Source organism: Allobaculum sp. Allo2 (genome assembly GCF_022701175.1).
Lineage (GTDB): Bacteria > Bacillota_I > Bacilli_A > Erysipelotrichales > Erysipelotrichaceae > Allobaculum > Allobaculum fili.
The window spans coordinates 1902282-1916134 of the sequence record NZ_CP078088.1 but is presented as its reverse complement, the minus strand read 5'-3'; the positions used below and the strand labels follow the sequence as shown (position 1 = coordinate 1916134).

Sequence of the window (13853 nt, the reverse complement as noted above, 5' to 3'; positions counted from 1 at the left end):
ATGTCGGAGCAGATCGCGCAGATCGTCATGGAAAAGCCAAATCCCGGCAAGGTGCAGATTCTTTCTCCGAAATACGAAGGGGAAGGCGGCGTATTTGAGCTGAATGCGATTATGCAGGAACTGCTCAACCCCTTTTCGACTTCAAAGCCGGAAATCGTAGAAAAAGTAAGACATAACCAGGGCGGCTATCACGAAGTGCATTACCGGGAAGGCGATAAAGTCATGTTAAAAGTGAATATCGCTCAGGAAGGCATTTACAACGGCGATATTGGAGAAATCGTGGAAATCGTCCCGAAAACCCGTACGGCTCTCGTGCATTTTGACAACATCGAATACGAAGTGACCAGCCCGTTCAACGCAATGATTTCCCACGCCTGGTGCGTTTCGGTCCATAAGGCGCAGGGTTCGGAATATCAGGACGTTGTATTTTCCCTTCCGGAACAGGCGATGAAGATGAGCGCAAAACGTCTGGTCTATACCGCTGTTTCCCGGGCCAAGCGGGATCTTAAGATTGTTTCGGTCCGGGAAGTTTTTGAAATCTGCGCCAGACGTATCGATCCTGCTTCGCGGCAGACCACGCTCAAGGAACGTCTGCGCTGGAAAATCCTCTGCGCAAAACGCGTAGCCGAAAAACGCCTAAAGCAAGGCGAGAAGGCACAAAAAGCAGTCAGCCGAACGAATATGCCGCTGCCGGGCACATCGCTGACCTCGCCGGCCTATCATGCCCAGATTGCACAGGCTGCTGAGGCAGAACCGGTACGCTCAAACGAATCGACCGTTTTATCCGCTTTAAATGAAACCCATGCCGATTCATCGGCGATCGATAAGGAAATTGTAGATTTATCCGCCATCGAAGATCTCGATCTGGACGAAGCGCTGGATCCGGGAGATTCGGCCGATATGGATCAGAGAGCTTTAAGTATTCAGCCGGACGCGTCCGATGCAGCCGGCGAAAACGAATCGGATTCCGGTGATCTGCACGACGAATTCCGATCCCAGTCTTCTGAAGAAACAAAATAGGATGCCTGCGACATAAGGCGTCCTTTTGTTTCCAGAGCGTAGCCCGAAGTTTGTGTACGTTTTGGATGGGCGATCGGGAATCGAATGGGAAGGCCGCACGTGTTCTTATGGGATTTGTTTGCGCACAGCTTTTTGAGAGTTTATACTTCTAAAAGCAGCATTGAAGGGAAAAAGGACAGAGTTGCGGCTTGCAGAGAGTCTTCGGCGGTGAAAGAAGACAGCGCATCTGTCTCGAGCCATCCTTGAGCTGCCGCAGTCTGGCGTTATCAGAAAATTAAGGGTGTCCATGGGAAAACCATGGGCAAACCGGGATGGCATCGCGTGTACACGTTCCTGGAAACAGGGGCGTTTTTTATTTTGTCTGTCCATACGCTCTGATAGCCGCTTCAGATTCGAGTTTGAAATGGGAATTATAAGCAGGAAACTGCTGAAAGGAGTCATATGAAACAACTTACCGGAAATCAGGTTCGTCAGATGTTTCTGGATTACTTTGAATCCAAGGGCCATATGATCGAACCCGGTGCAAGCCTTATTCCGCATAACGACCCGACGCTTCTCTGGATCAATGCCGGTGTCGCCGCACTGAAGAAATACTTTGACGGATCGGAAAAGCCAAAGAAAAACCGGATTGCCAACGCGCAGAAATCCATTCGTACCAACGATATTGAAAACGTCGGCAAAACCGCCCGTCACCATACGTTCTTCGAAATGCTTGGAAACTTCTCCATCGGCGATTACTTCAAGCCGGAAGCCATTCCGTTTGCGTGGGAATTTCTGACCAGTGATGAATGGATGGGCATCGACAAGGATAAGCTCTACATCACCGTCTATACGGATGATGACGAAGCGTACCGGATCTGGACCGAAGTATGCGGCGTAGATCCCAGGCACATTTTGCGTACCCAGGAAAACTTCTGGGAGATCGGCAAAGGTCCGGGCGGACCAGACACCGAAATCCATTTTGACCGCGGCGAAAAGTACGATCCGCAGCACCTTGGCGAAAAGCTCTTCTTTGAAGAAATGGAAAACGATCGCTACATCGAAGTATGGAACATCGTATTCAGCCAGTACGATTGCGATCCTTCGATCGACCGCAAGGACTATAAGGAACTGCCGCAGAAAAACATCGATACCGGCATGGGTCTCGAACGTCTGGTTGCGCTCGTTCAGGACGGCGAAACCAACTTCGATACCGATCTGTTCCTGCCGATCATTCACGAAACTGAAAAACTTTCCGGCAAAAATACGAAGGCGAAAACAAAATGGCCTTCCGCGTTATTGCCGACCATATCCGTACGCTCGTCTTCGCGCTGTCCGACGGTGCCGGCTTCTCCAACTCCGGCCGCGGCTACGTTCTGCGCCGCGTACTCCGTCGTGCCGTTCGCTTCGGTCTGAAGCTCGGTCTGGATGAACCGTTCCTTTACAAGCTCGTTCCGACCGTCAGCGAAAACATGAAAGACTTCTATCCGTATCTGACGGATAAAATTGACGAAAACGAAAAAGTCATCCGTCAGGAAGAAGAAATCTTCAAGAAAACTCTGAAAAACGGTCAGGCGCTGCTCGATGATGAAATGGCCAAAGCCAAAGACGGCAAGCTGAGCGGTGAAATTACCTTCAAGCTTTACGACACATACGGTTTCCCGTTTGAAATGACCCAGGAAATCGCCGAAGAAAACGGTCTGAAAGCGGATCGCGCAGAATTCGACGAACAGATGAAGCAGCAGAAGGAAAGAGCACGTGCTGCCCGCAATGTCGAAGATTCCTTCGCCAGCCAGAACGAAGATCTGATGAACTTCACCGGCGCGTGCAAATTCAACGGCTACAACGTTCTTGCCGAAGAAGGCAAAGTCATCGCTCTCTTCAAGGACGGTCATCTTGTCGATGAACTCGACGGCGACGGTCAGGTGATCCTGGATGTTACGCCGTTTTATGTACAGTCCGGCGGTCAGGTTGCCGATACCGGAACGATCAGCTCCGATACCGTAAAAGCCCGCGTAGTGGATGGCGTTAAAACCCGCAACAAGCAGCACCTGCTCAAAATCGAACTCGATGAAGGCATCCTGCATGTCGGCGATACCGTATGGCAGAGCGTGGATGCGGTCCGCCGCGAAAACGTAACGGCCAACCACTCGGCAACGCACCTGCTGCAGAGCGCACTGAAATCCGTACTGGGCGATCAGATTCATCAGGCCGGAAGCTTTGTCGGACCGGACTATCTGCGTTTTGACTTCAACATGCGCGATAAGATCGGCGAAGAAAAACTCGCGGAAATTGAATCCAGAGTCAACGACATGATTACCGACTCCATTCCTGTATCCTGGGAAATCCTCGATATTGAAGACGCAAAGAAAACCGGTGCGACCGCGCTGTTCGATGAAAAGTACGGCGATCAGGTTCGTGTTGTAACGATGGGCGACGTCTCCAAGGAATTCTGTGCCGGCTGCCATGTTGACAACACGAGTGAAATCGGTGTGCTCAAGATCGTCGGCGAGGAATCCATCGGTTCCGATACCCGTCGTATTACCGCCAAGACCCGCAAGGCGGCGTATAACGATTTCGCAGCGCAGCAGAAAATGCTTGAGCACATTGCGCACACCGCTAAGGCGAAAGGCATTAAAAATCTGGATGCGAAGATCGATTCCGCTTTCGATCAGATGAAAGATCTGCAGAAGAAAATTGCGGAACTCGAAAACCAGATTGCTTCCTTCAAGTGCAAGGAATGGGCAATGGAATCCAAGGACATCAACGGCCTTCATGTTCTCTGCAAGAAAGTCGACAACATGGACTGCAAGGCTCTGAAGGAAATTGCCTCCAGCATTAAAGGAAACGACCCGAAAGCAGCCATTCTGCTCATCGCGCAGAACGGCGATAAGCTGACGCTGGTTGCTGCTGCAGGAAGCGATGCAATCGTCAAAGGCGTCAATGCAGGAACCGTCGTTCGTGAAGCCGCAGTACTTACAGGCGGCAAAGGCGGCGGCAAAAAGACCTCGCTCAGGCCGGCGGCAGCGATGCCTCCAAGATCGGCGAAGCCTTCGATTCCTTTACCGCGATGGCCAAATCGCTCTAATTCTGGATCAGTAACAAAATCAACAGAGCCAAAACGGCTTTATACAAGCCGAAAATCAATGCGTTAGGCAAGACGAAAGCATGCAGCGAAGAGAGTTTTCCTGCATGCTTTTCTCTTGCTTTGTTCGGACGCTGTCCGAATGGAACAGGCAAAGAAGAAAGACTGCGTCCAAAAGAAGGTATGCTGGAGGCAGTTCGAATCCAGGAAAAGGGCGGAAACTGCGCGCCTGACGTCTCTGGAGCGCTTTTGGCGCTTGCTTTTCAGCCTGTTTTTCTTGGTGTATGATTAGAATATTATAGAGGAGGGTAAATTATGGCCCGTATTACTGAAACCGTGATGTTTACCACGGAAAAAATCCGTCGTGAGAACATCAAAAGATTCTTCGCGAAGTTTCTGAAGCACTCGAGGAACGCGGATACAATTCCGAAAACCAGATCGCAGGATATCTGATCAGTTCCGATCCTGCCTACATTTCTTCTTATAAAGATGCCAGAAATACCATCCAGAAGATTGAACGCTATGAGATCATTGAAGAACTCGTCCGGGCGTATCTGGAGAAATAAATGGAACGGATTATCGGACTTGATCTTGGATCGGTAACCTGCGGCATTTCGATCAGCGATCCGCTTGGCATGATCGCCAGAGCGCTGACCACGGTCCGCTTTGCACCGGACGACTACGATGCGGCTTTGCAGGATGTACTGAAGGTGATCCGGGAAAACGGCGTTAAAAAGTCGTACTCGGTCTGCCGCGCCACATGAACGGCGATATCGGCATTCGCGGTCAGGTTTCAGAAAAGTTTGCCAAACTGCTGGAAGCCGAAGGCATCCAGGTGGAACTCTGGGATGAGCGTCTGACGACCGCCGCCGCAGAGAAGATCCTGATTTCCGGCAACGTAAAGCGCAAGAAAAGAAAGCAGATCATCGACCAGATGGCCGCCGTACAGATTCTGCAGAGCTATCTCGACCGCCAGAGCGGCGGACTGGTGATGCCTTTTAATTGATGCATGTCTGTTCATTCGCCAGATTCGTTTAGAATCTGGCAATGTTTTCGGTACAATGAACAGGAACAGTCAAAAAGGAAGCAGACGATTGCACAAATAAGCGAAAAATCATCTGCCCTGAATTCTGTTCATCAGTAAGAAAGAAATAAAAGAAAGCTGTAATAAGGGGAATCCCTCAGGCCTGAGGGAGCTGAAAGGAGAAACCGCGATGATTGACTCGAATTCACTGTACGTCGTTGATGAAAACGGCGAAGAAAAACGCATGGTCATTCTGTTTACGTTTGACGATCCGAACACAGGAAAACAGTACGTCGTCTTCCAGGATCCGCAGGGAACGGAAGAGGAAGTATTCGCTTCCGCCTATAACGATGAAGGCGAACTGATTCCGATCGAAACCGATGACGAATGGAACATGGTTGAAGAAGTCATCGGCGCTTTTGCGACCGACGAGGAGGAAACAGAAGACTAGTTCAGGTCGACCTGACGGAGTGTACTGTCTTTCCTGCAATGAAAAAGTAAGAAAACGCAAATCACACGTCGGACTAACTGTTACCATCATCCTTCTGGTTCTTGTGCTTGCCGCAGGAGCCGGAGGCTGGTTCTGGTTTCAGAGCGGACTTGAACCCGTTTCTGACCAGACCGAATCCATCGCGATTAAAGTTACCGAAGGTGAAAGCGCCGCTGAAGTTCTCACGTCGCTTGACGAAGCCGGCCTTCTGAAAAACCGGACGGCAGCCGAATGGTATTCCAAAATTCACGATGGCTTTTCCTATTACGTGGGCACGTACGAACTCGCGAAAAACATGAGCGTTCCCGAAATCCTTGACTATCTTTCCGATCCGGCCAATCTCGCCGCCTCCTATGCGGTCGTGACGATTCCGGAAGGAAGCTGGGCCAAGGATATCGCCAAGCGAATCAGCGAAGCGCTGCCGGATCTGACGGCGGATCAGCTTCTCGATCTGTGGAACAGCAATGAGTTCATTCAGCAGGCGAGTACGCGCTATTCCTTCCTCAATCCCGAGGAAGTCTGCAACGATCAGTATTTTGTAAAACTCGAAGGCTATCTGTACCCGGAAACCTACTACATGGATTTCGACATGAGCGCCGAACAGGTCACTTACATGATGCTCGATCAGTTCCAGGCATATTATGATGCACATAAAGCGCAGTTTGATGCCTCCTCGATGAGCGTCCAGCAGATCGTTACGTTTGCGAGCGTCGTTCAGTTTGAATCGGGCGATGCGTCGATTATGCCTGATATCGCCGGCGTGTTTAAAAACCGCCTCGAGCAGGGCATGCCGCTTCAGAGCTCCGTCACGGTGTGCTACGCACTGTATGACCAGTTCGAAAAGCCGGAAGACTGCGAAACCAATGCCGATATCGATTCGCCCTACAACACCTATATGCATGACGGTCTGCCGATCGGACCGATTCTCAATCCGGGTGCAGCGGCTTTAGATGCGGCGCTTTCCCCAGCGGATAACGACTATCTCTATTTTGTCAGCGACATTTATGGAGACGGCGCGACGCATTTTGCACGAACTTACGAAGAGCATCTCGAAAACGTGGAAAAATACAACCTCAATTACTAAGTCGGTTTTGAGGCTGTGGTACAATTCACCTGTTTCTGACTGCCCGTTCTGCATTTGGAATCGGCAGGAAATACATACGTCAGAAAACAGCGTACGTCTGTTGTATGGCATAAGGTAAGGAGAAATAATCAATGGCAGAAAAGATTTTATTGACCCAGGAAGGTCTCGACAAATATAAAGCCGAACTTGAAGATCTGATTCATGTCGTTCAGCCGCAGGTCATCGTTGAACTGCAGGAAGCCCGTGCTCAGGGTGACTTGTCCGAGAACGCCGACTACGATGCTGCACGTGACCGTCAGGCCCGTGTAGCAGCCCGTATCAAGGAACTCGAAGCGCTTATCAAAAATGCGGTTCTGATCGAAGAAGATACCGGCGACGCGAAAAACGTTCGTCTTGGATCCAACGTAACGATCCGCGATCTTTCCGATAACTCCACGTTCAGCTTTACGATCGTAGGTACATTCGAAGCGGACATTTACGAACACAAAGTGTCCAATGAAACTCCGGTTGTCAAAGCGATCATGGATAAAAAGCCGGCGATACGGTTGTCGTTAAAGGCGTTGACGAACCTTACGAAGTCCGCATCGAATCCGTCAGCTGATTTTTCATCCTGACTCCATTTCAAAATCATCAGGCATTTCTTTTCTCTGGAAAGGAAGTGCCTTTTTCTTATGGAGCTTTACGTGTTTTGGATGGGGCTGGCGCCGATCGGGCAAAAGCGGGCACCGTAAGGGAAGGGATTGTGCTCGTTCTGGATAATGGAAGCGAAAGCCCGATCTGGATCTGCCGCCTGTCTGCGCCTGTTTCTCTGCGCATTTTTTGTCTCATCCTTTTCCAGAATGCATTTCTGGAACGGAAACCAGAGTGCAGACCAATCCAGAATTCAATATTCGAAAGAGAAAATCAGGCGTATCCAAACCGGCAAAGGAGGAGAAATATGAAAAACGAAATGGATCCTTCATCCAGAATGGAAAACGATATTTTGCCCAAAGCGGCGGATTCTTCCTCGTCGATGACAAAGCCGGGAATTCTGCGCGGCGCTTCACCGGATCCGGCGCTGCAGTTTGTCTTTGCGATGTTTGCCACGCTGACGTGGCTGTCTAAAATCGTCATGATTACACCGGATGCCCGCTTAGTCATGGGCGTTTTGCAGCTTTCACTTGGCGTGGCGGCTTTTACCGGAAGCCGTATGAATCTGCTTCGGGATGATCCGCATGGAAACATCAATCTGATTCTTTCTGTTATTCTGGGCTTTGCAAACGGTCTGACGCAGATCGCGTGGAGCGCAGCAGAACTTAGTCACCTTCATTTCCATCCCTGGATTCTTTCTGTGGTATTGCTGGTGGGCGGCGTATACATGCTGTCGTTTCTGCCGCTGATGATGCATGCGCCCGTTTACGTATGGGTGGCTCATCTTTGTGTATCGCTTGGCTTTCTGAGCAGTTCGTTTGGCGACCTGCTCTCTGTTCCGTTTCTTTCCCAGCTTTCCGCCTGGCTGCTGTTCGTGTTCGCCATTCTTTCGCTGTATCAGGGAATGAGCGAAATGTATGCCCAGTACGGCCGGCATCTCTGGCAGGGGCCAAGAATCTGATCGACGGAAAGAACAAGCTGCTTTTCTTTTTGTACCTTTTTCGGATCTGCGCTTTGGCAGGTCCTTTTTCTTCAGGAAACAGAGAGGAGAGCGAGGAACAGGCGGAGAGCAGGCGAGGAGAATTGGCTTCGGGTCAACGGTTCCTGACCCAGCCCTGCGATGGGTCGATTTTGGCTTTCGAGAAGAGGACCGGTACAATAGAGGCAATTCGAATTCTCCTTCTGGAGAATGGAAACAGGCAGTCAGGAAATGAGGGTGCAGCCATGATGTATATTCTGGTCGGTGAAGACGAAGCGAGAATGCAGTATAAGCTCGAAAAGATCCGCGAAAAGGAGAAATGCGAAGAGACCGTTCGCATCGATGCGAAAGCGGATGGGGAAGCGGCACTTCTGTTTGAGATGGATACGATGAATCTGTTTGGAACGAAAACGCTCCTGATCGTGGATAACGCCTCTTTTCTTGGTGCAAAAACGATTCTGGCGTCGATCCGGCAAAAGTCGCTGAACGCAAGCCGGACGATAAAGTTGTTGTTTTCCTCTGTCATTCCAAAAGATCGATACCCGTAAAAAGGCGATCAAGACGCTGGCGACCAATTCGACCGTGATCGAATGCATCGGTCTGACTGAAAAGACACAGCCGGCGGAAGTAAGGGAAATGATGAAGGAAAAGGGGATTACGATGGATCCGGGTGCGTTTGAATGGTTTTGCGCGCACGCCGGCTATTCTTCCTCGAACCTTTCCATGCAGCTCGACAAGATGGCGCTCTATTCGAATCACCTTTCTATGGGGGATGTGAAGGCGATGACCACCGTCGAACCGGCAACGAACGTCTTTAAAATGACAGATGCCCTCTTCGAAAAAGATAAAGTCCGCCTGCTTGGCCTGTACCGGAATTTTCGACGGCAGAATATGGAGCCGATCGCGATTCTCGCTCTGCTGGCCAGCCAGATTCGATTTGTCTATCAGGTTCGCGTACTCATGGACGAAGGCCGCAGTCAGAATGACATGATGAAAATTCTGAACGCTTCTTCCGGGCGGATCTGGAACTCGATGCGAAACGCGCGTCGCTTCCGGGCCGATCAGCTGCTCGATGATCTCGCCTGGCTCAGCCGGCTGGATGAAAGCATGAAAAGCGGGCGGATCGACAAGGACGCCGGCTTTGAAAACTTTATTTTGCAGGTGGGAGCGCAGGAAATTTAATCCGCGCGGTATGCGAATATCAAAATTTTGCTAAATGAAAAAGGAACGCGATGTGTTTACACGATCGGGTTCCTTTTACGGCTGATTTACGGATTGTATATCAAAATAAAAAACGATATCGACGGATCACGCTAAGCTTTCAATCGGATATCGTGTTTCTCATTTTACTGAATGGAGTTGACAGCCTGTGCCAGTCTTGATTTCTGGTTGGAAGCATAATTTTTATGCTTGAAACCTTTGGCAACAGCTTTATCAAGCTTGGAGCAAGCCTGTGCGTAAGCTGCCTGGGCTGCTTCTTTATCCTGTGCTTCTACAGCTTTAAGAACTTTCTTAATGGCAGTTTTGAGAGCGGATTTCTGCGAAACATTGCGGCTTCTAGCTTTATTATTCGTGAGAACACGCTTTTTCTGCTGTTTGATCTGCGGCATGGTGACACCTCCTGACATAATGCTTTGAAATTATAGCAAACCCAATTATGAGATGCAACAAAAGGGATAACTATCGTTTATAATAGTGATCCGAAAGGAGGGCCGACAAATGGAAAATCGCATTATTTTTATGGGAACCCCGCAAATTGCCGCGGATGTTCTCCAGGCTCTGATTGATGACAAGGCAAATATTGTGCTCGTAGTTACCCAGCCCGACCGCAAGGTAGGACGCAAGGGCATACTGCAGCCCTGCGAAGTAAAACAGCTTGCTCTTGAACATGGCCTGCCCGTCTTTTCACCTGAGAAGATTTCCAAAGACTACAAACCGATCGAAGACTGCCATGCAGATCTGATCGTAACCTGCGCCTACGGACAGATCGTCCCCGAAGGCGTTCTGAACGCACCGAAACAGGGGTGCGTCAATCTCCACGGATCGCTGCTTCCGTTATACCGCGGAGCGGCTCCCATTCAAAGGGCGATCTGGGACGGCTGTCCCAAAACCGGTATGTGTCTCATGCTCATGGAAAAGGGAATGGATACCGGTCCGGTCGCGGACAGTATTGAAATTCCAATCGACAGCTGCGAAACCTCGACTACGCTCTTTAAGAAAATGGGCGAAGCCGCCGGAAAGCTGATCGTAAAAATCTGCCTGCTCTGCTGAAAGGCGAACTCGTCTTCCAAAAGCAGGATGCATGCAAGGCTATGTACGCGCAGAAAATATTGCCGGAAGACGAAAAGGTCGATCTGAGCAGGGATGATCGTCAGATCTGCTGCCAGATCCGTGCCCTGTCCAGAGAACCTGGAGCCTATGTCATCGCCGATGGCAAAAGCTCAAGATTCTCGAAGTACGCTACGAACCGGGCGAAACCCCAGGCATCGGCGTCTTTACCAAAAAGGAAAGAAACAGTTTGCCATGGGCGGACACGAAGGACTGTTTCTGCTCGATGAAGTGCAGCTTGAAGGAAAGCCTGCCATGAAGTCCGCCGATTTTTAAATGGAAAAGGCAGAAGCCTGCTCGATAAGAAAGCGGGGATTCATTTGGATCAACAGCACATTCGTAATTTTTCAATTATTGCCCACATTGACCATGGAAAATCCACTCTGGCCGACCGCATCCTCGAACTGACGGATTCGGTGGAAAGAGGGAAATGAAGTCGCAGATTCTCGACTCCATGGATCTGGAGCGTGAGCGTGGCATCACCATTAAGCTCAACGCCGTTGAACTGGTTTATCACGCAAAAACGGGGAAGACTATCTCTTTCATCTGATCGATACACCGGGTCACGTCGACTTCTCGTATGAAGTGTCCCGATCGCTGGCCGCCTGCGAAGGCGCCATTCTCGTCGTGGATGCGGCACAGGGCGTGCAGGCCCAGACGATGGCCAACGTCTATCTGGCCCTGGAAAACGACCTGGAAATACTTCCCGTCCTCAATAAAGTTGACCTTCCAAGCGCCCAGCCGGAAGTCGTTAAACAGGAAATTGAAAACCTGATCGGCCTCGACTGCTCGGAAGCGGTGGAAATTTCAGCCAAATCCGGCCTGAACGTCGATAAGGTTCTCGAAGAAATCGTCAACAAGCTTCCGGCGCCGACCGGTTCCAAGGACAAGCCGCTGCAGGCGCTCGTCTTTGACTCCGTTTACGATCCGTACAAAGGCGTTATCGCCTGGGTTTCCGTCAAAAACGGCGAACTCAAAGTCGGCGACCGCATTCGTCTGATGCAGTCCAAAGCCGAATACGAAGTCACGGAACTCGGCGTTCGTACGCCCAAGCTTTTAAACAAGGAAAAGCTCTCCGCCGGCGATGTCGGCTGGGTTGCTGCTTCGGTTAAGGACATTAAAACCGTGCGGGTCGGCGATACGATTACGCTCGCCGATCAGCCGGCGGACGCGCCGCTGCACGGCTATAAGGAAATGCAGCCGATGGTGTACGCCGGTCTGTATCCAGTCGACAATGCCCGTTATGACGATTTAAAGGAAGCGCTCGAAAAGCTGCAGCTCAACGATGCGTCCCTTCAGTTTGAGCCCGAAACATCGCAGGCGCTTGGCTTTGGCTTTCGCTGCGGCTTTTAGGCCTGCTGCACATGGACGTTGTCGAAGAGCGTCTGGAGCGTGAGTATAACCTCAATCTGATTGCGACCAGTCCGTCGGTAATTTATCAGGTTCATAAAACCGACGGCACGGTGGAAGAAGTTGACAACCCGGCCGCTCTTCCGCCCGCGCAGAACATTGACTGGATCGAAGAACCGTACGTAAAAGCGGAAATTCTCGTTCCGAAAGAATACGTCGGCACGATGATGGATCTCTGCCAGAAAAAGCGCGGCGAGTACATTGATCTGCAGATGATCGACGACACCCGCATGGAACTCATTTATGAAATGCCGCTTTCGGAAGTCATCTTCGACTTTTTCGACCGCATGAAAAGTTCTACCAAAGGCTACGCCAGCTTTGACTACACGTTCTCCGGCTATCGAAAGAGCGATCTGCAGAAACTCGACATCCTGCTGAACGGTCAGCCGGTCGATGCGCTGAGCATCATCGTCCACAAGGATTTCGCTTACGCGCGCGGCAACGCGATGGCTGTCAAGCTGAAAGATCTGATTCCCAGACAGCAGTTTGAAATTCCGGTCCAGGCAGCGATCGGTTCCAAGGTCATCGCCCGTACCAACATCAAGGCGCTGCGCAAAAACGTTCTGGCAAAATGCTACGGCGGCGATATTTCCCGAAAGAAAAACTTCTCGAAAAGCAGAAGGAAGGAAAGAAGCGCATGAAGATGGTCGGCAGCGTCGAAATTCCGCAGGAAGCCTTCATGGCCGTTCTAAGCATGGATGACGACAAATGATCCCTTCGGCTTACGTTCACGTTCCGTTCTGCTCCTCGATCTGTTCCTACTGTGCCTTTGCCAAAAGTGCCCGGCTTGAACTTGTCGATACGTGGCTCGACGCCCTGCAAAGCGAAGTGGAAGCTGAACTTGGACCGCTGAAGCAGAACCATCCGGATTTTCGCTTTCAGACGCTCTATTTTGGAGGAGGTACGCCCAGCGTGCTGAATCTTTCACAGACAAAACGGCTGCTCGAGCTGTTTAAGTACTTTGCAAATGAAAATACGGAGTGGACGGTTGAGGTCAATCCCGAATCGATCACTAAAGAAAAGCTCCGGCTGTATCGAGAAGCTGGAGTCAATCGCGTTTCGATCGGTCTGCAGACCTTTGATGAAGAACGACTGAAGCAGATTGGCCGTACGAACACCGTTCCAAATTCGCTGAAAGCCATCGCGCTATTAAAAGAAAGCGGGATTGAGCGGATCTGCGCCGATCTGATGTACGGCTTTCCTGGAGAAAGTCTGGAAGATCTCAACCGGGATCTCGACGCGTTTTTGAATCTGGACATTTCGCACCTGTCCATTTATTCGCTGATTCTCGAACCGGGAACCCGCTTTGGCAGTCGGTATTCCGAAGACGATCTGGATGAAGATCTCTGCGCTCTGCAGTACGAAACGATCGAAAAACGGCTGGAAGCTGCCGGATACGAGCATTACGAAATTTCGTCCTATGCGAAAAATCAGGCGTACGGTAAACACAACCTTCTCATATGGCAGGATGGTCTGTATTACGGCTTTGGCTTTGGTGCCGTCGGCCGGGATGAAACGGGACTGTACGAACACGCCTCGTCTTTAAAAGCCTGGATGGAAAATCCGTTCGAAAAGATCCGCCCGGAAAATCCCAATCCTGAATTTGACGCGATCATGACCGGCCTGCGGACACGCGAAGGTCTCGATGTTCAAAAGTGGAACGCGAAGTACGGAATGGATCTGGAAAGCCGCTACGTGGACGTTTTAGACAAGTGGAAAGACGTCTTTATCCGAAAAGACGGAAAGCTTTCCTGAGTGAATCCGGCATGGAAGTTCTGGATTCGATTTTAGTTGATTTTCTCTTGAGTAAAGAGTAATCTGATA

General features: G+C 50.5%; 12 protein-coding genes and 5 pseudogenes. 16 read left to right on the top strand and 1 reads right to left on the bottom strand.

Annotated elements, in window-relative coordinates; translation table 11 throughout:
- The 10 genes and pseudogenes from KWG61_RS10755 to holA all read left to right on the top strand — a co-directional run bounded on the left by KWG61_RS10755 (position 1) and on the right by holA (position 9473).
- Entirely contained in the window at positions 1-1020 is a 1020-nt protein-coding gene (locus tag KWG61_RS10755; protein ID WP_242743716.1) for an ATP-dependent RecD-like DNA helicase, read from the top strand.
- Between the two features lie 441 nt (positions 1021-1461).
- Positions 1462-4087: pseudogene (alaS, locus tag KWG61_RS10750) on the top strand (alanine--tRNA ligase).
- Positions 4088-4399: 312 nt separating this feature from the next.
- A pseudogene (locus KWG61_RS10745) lies at positions 4400-4650 on the top strand (IreB family regulatory phosphoprotein).
- Positions 4651-5090, top strand: a pseudogene (gene ruvX / locus KWG61_RS10740) (Holliday junction resolvase RuvX).
- A gap of 208 nt (positions 5091-5298) precedes the next feature.
- Positions 5299-5559: a DUF1292 domain-containing protein gene (locus tag KWG61_RS10735; protein ID WP_230267790.1), complete on the top strand. Its 261-nt coding sequence runs from the start codon at positions 5299-5301 to the stop codon at positions 5557-5559.
- The gene (gene mltG, locus KWG61_RS10730) at positions 5489-6682 is read left to right on the top strand and encodes an endolytic transglycosylase MltG (RefSeq protein ID WP_256460669.1); all 1194 of its coding nucleotides are present in this window, start codon (positions 5489-5491) and stop codon (positions 6680-6682) included. The genes KWG61_RS10735 and mltG overlap by 71 nt, the downstream gene beginning before the upstream one ends.
- 131 nt (positions 6683-6813) lie before the next feature.
- Positions 6814-7283: pseudogene (greA, locus tag KWG61_RS10725) on the top strand (transcription elongation factor GreA).
- Between the two features lie 336 nt (positions 7284-7619).
- Entirely contained in the window at positions 7620-8273 is a 654-nt protein-coding gene (locus KWG61_RS10720; protein WP_230267787.1) for a hypothetical protein, read from the top strand.
- A gap of 263 nt (positions 8274-8536) precedes the next feature.
- Complete coding sequence (locus KWG61_RS10715; protein ID WP_242743714.1) at positions 8537-8839, top strand: hypothetical protein; 303 nt, start codon at positions 8537-8539, stop codon at positions 8837-8839.
- Positions 8840-8873: 34 nt separating this feature from the next.
- Positions 8874-9473, top strand: coding sequence for a DNA polymerase III subunit delta (gene holA, locus KWG61_RS10710; RefSeq protein ID WP_242743713.1), 600 nt, complete (start codon positions 8874-8876; stop codon positions 9471-9473).
- 164 nt (positions 9474-9637) lie between these two features.
- Here holA and rpsT read toward each other — a convergent pair whose 3' ends face one another.
- The gene (gene rpsT / locus KWG61_RS10705) at positions 9638-9901 is read right to left on the bottom strand and encodes a 30S ribosomal protein S20 (protein ID WP_230267785.1); all 264 of its coding nucleotides are present in this window, start codon (positions 9899-9901) and stop codon (positions 9638-9640) included.
- A gap of 109 nt (positions 9902-10010) precedes the next feature.
- On the opposite strand from rpsT, the gene KWG61_RS10700 reads away from it, so the two are divergent.
- From KWG61_RS10700 to hemW, 6 genes and pseudogenes are all read left to right on the top strand, one after another.
- Complete coding sequence (locus KWG61_RS10700; RefSeq protein ID WP_242743712.1) at positions 10011-10562, top strand: methionyl-tRNA formyltransferase; 552 nt, start codon at positions 10011-10013, stop codon at positions 10560-10562.
- Between the two features lie 41 nt (positions 10563-10603).
- Positions 10604-10849 carry a hypothetical protein gene (locus KWG61_RS17625; RefSeq protein ID WP_367614202.1) on the top strand — a complete coding sequence of 82 codons (246 nt, stop codon included), beginning with the start codon at positions 10604-10606 and terminating at the stop codon, positions 10847-10849.
- Positions 10850-10939: 90 nt separating this feature from the next.
- Positions 10940-11053, top strand: a complete 114-nt coding sequence (locus KWG61_RS17620; RefSeq protein ID WP_367614201.1) for a GTP-binding protein — start codon at positions 10940-10942, stop codon at positions 11051-11053.
- A 112-nt stretch (positions 11054-11165) separates the two neighbouring features.
- A complete protein-coding gene (locus KWG61_RS17615) occupies positions 11166-11972 on the top strand; it encodes a GTP-binding protein (RefSeq protein WP_367614370.1) in 807 nt (268 codons plus the stop codon).
- Between the two features lie 11 nt (positions 11973-11983).
- Positions 11984-12741: pseudogene (locus KWG61_RS17610) on the top strand (GTP-binding protein LepA).
- A complete protein-coding gene (hemW, locus tag KWG61_RS10690) occupies positions 12738-13784 on the top strand; it encodes a radical SAM family heme chaperone HemW (protein WP_242743711.1) in 1047 nt (348 codons plus the stop codon). Before KWG61_RS17610 ends, hemW begins: the two are co-directional and overlap by 4 nt.
- Positions 13785-13853: the final 69 nt, after the last annotated feature.

What these genes read in the sequence shown, in the direction of transcription:
- KWG61_RS10720 (WP_230267787.1), top strand. Translation starts at nt 7,620, where the DNA reads ATGAAAAACGAAATGGATCCTTCATCCAGAATGGAAAACGATATTTTG.
- KWG61_RS17625 (WP_367614202.1), top strand. Translation starts at nt 10,604, where the DNA reads ATGTACGCGCAGAAAATATTGCCGGAAGACGAAAAGGTCGATCTGAGC.
- hemW (WP_242743711.1), top strand. Translation starts at nt 12,738, where the DNA reads ATGATCCCTTCGGCTTACGTTCACGTTCCGTTCTGCTCCTCGATCTGT.
- KWG61_RS10700 (WP_242743712.1), top strand. Translation starts at nt 10,011, where the DNA reads ATGGAAAATCGCATTATTTTTATGGGAACCCCGCAAATTGCCGCGGAT.
- rpsT (WP_230267785.1), bottom strand. Translation starts at nt 9,901, where the DNA reads ATGCCGCAGATCAAACAGCAGAAAAAGCGTGTTCTCACGAATAATAAA.
- KWG61_RS10735 (WP_230267790.1), top strand. Translation starts at nt 5,299, where the DNA reads ATGATTGACTCGAATTCACTGTACGTCGTTGATGAAAACGGCGAAGAA.
- KWG61_RS10755 (WP_242743716.1), top strand. Translation starts at nt 1, where the DNA reads ATGTCGGAGCAGATCGCGCAGATCGTCATGGAAAAGCCAAATCCCGGC.
- mltG (WP_256460669.1), top strand. Translation starts at nt 5,489, where the DNA reads ATGACGAATGGAACATGGTTGAAGAAGTCATCGGCGCTTTTGCGACCG.
- KWG61_RS10715 (WP_242743714.1), top strand. Translation starts at nt 8,537, where the DNA reads ATGATGTATATTCTGGTCGGTGAAGACGAAGCGAGAATGCAGTATAAG.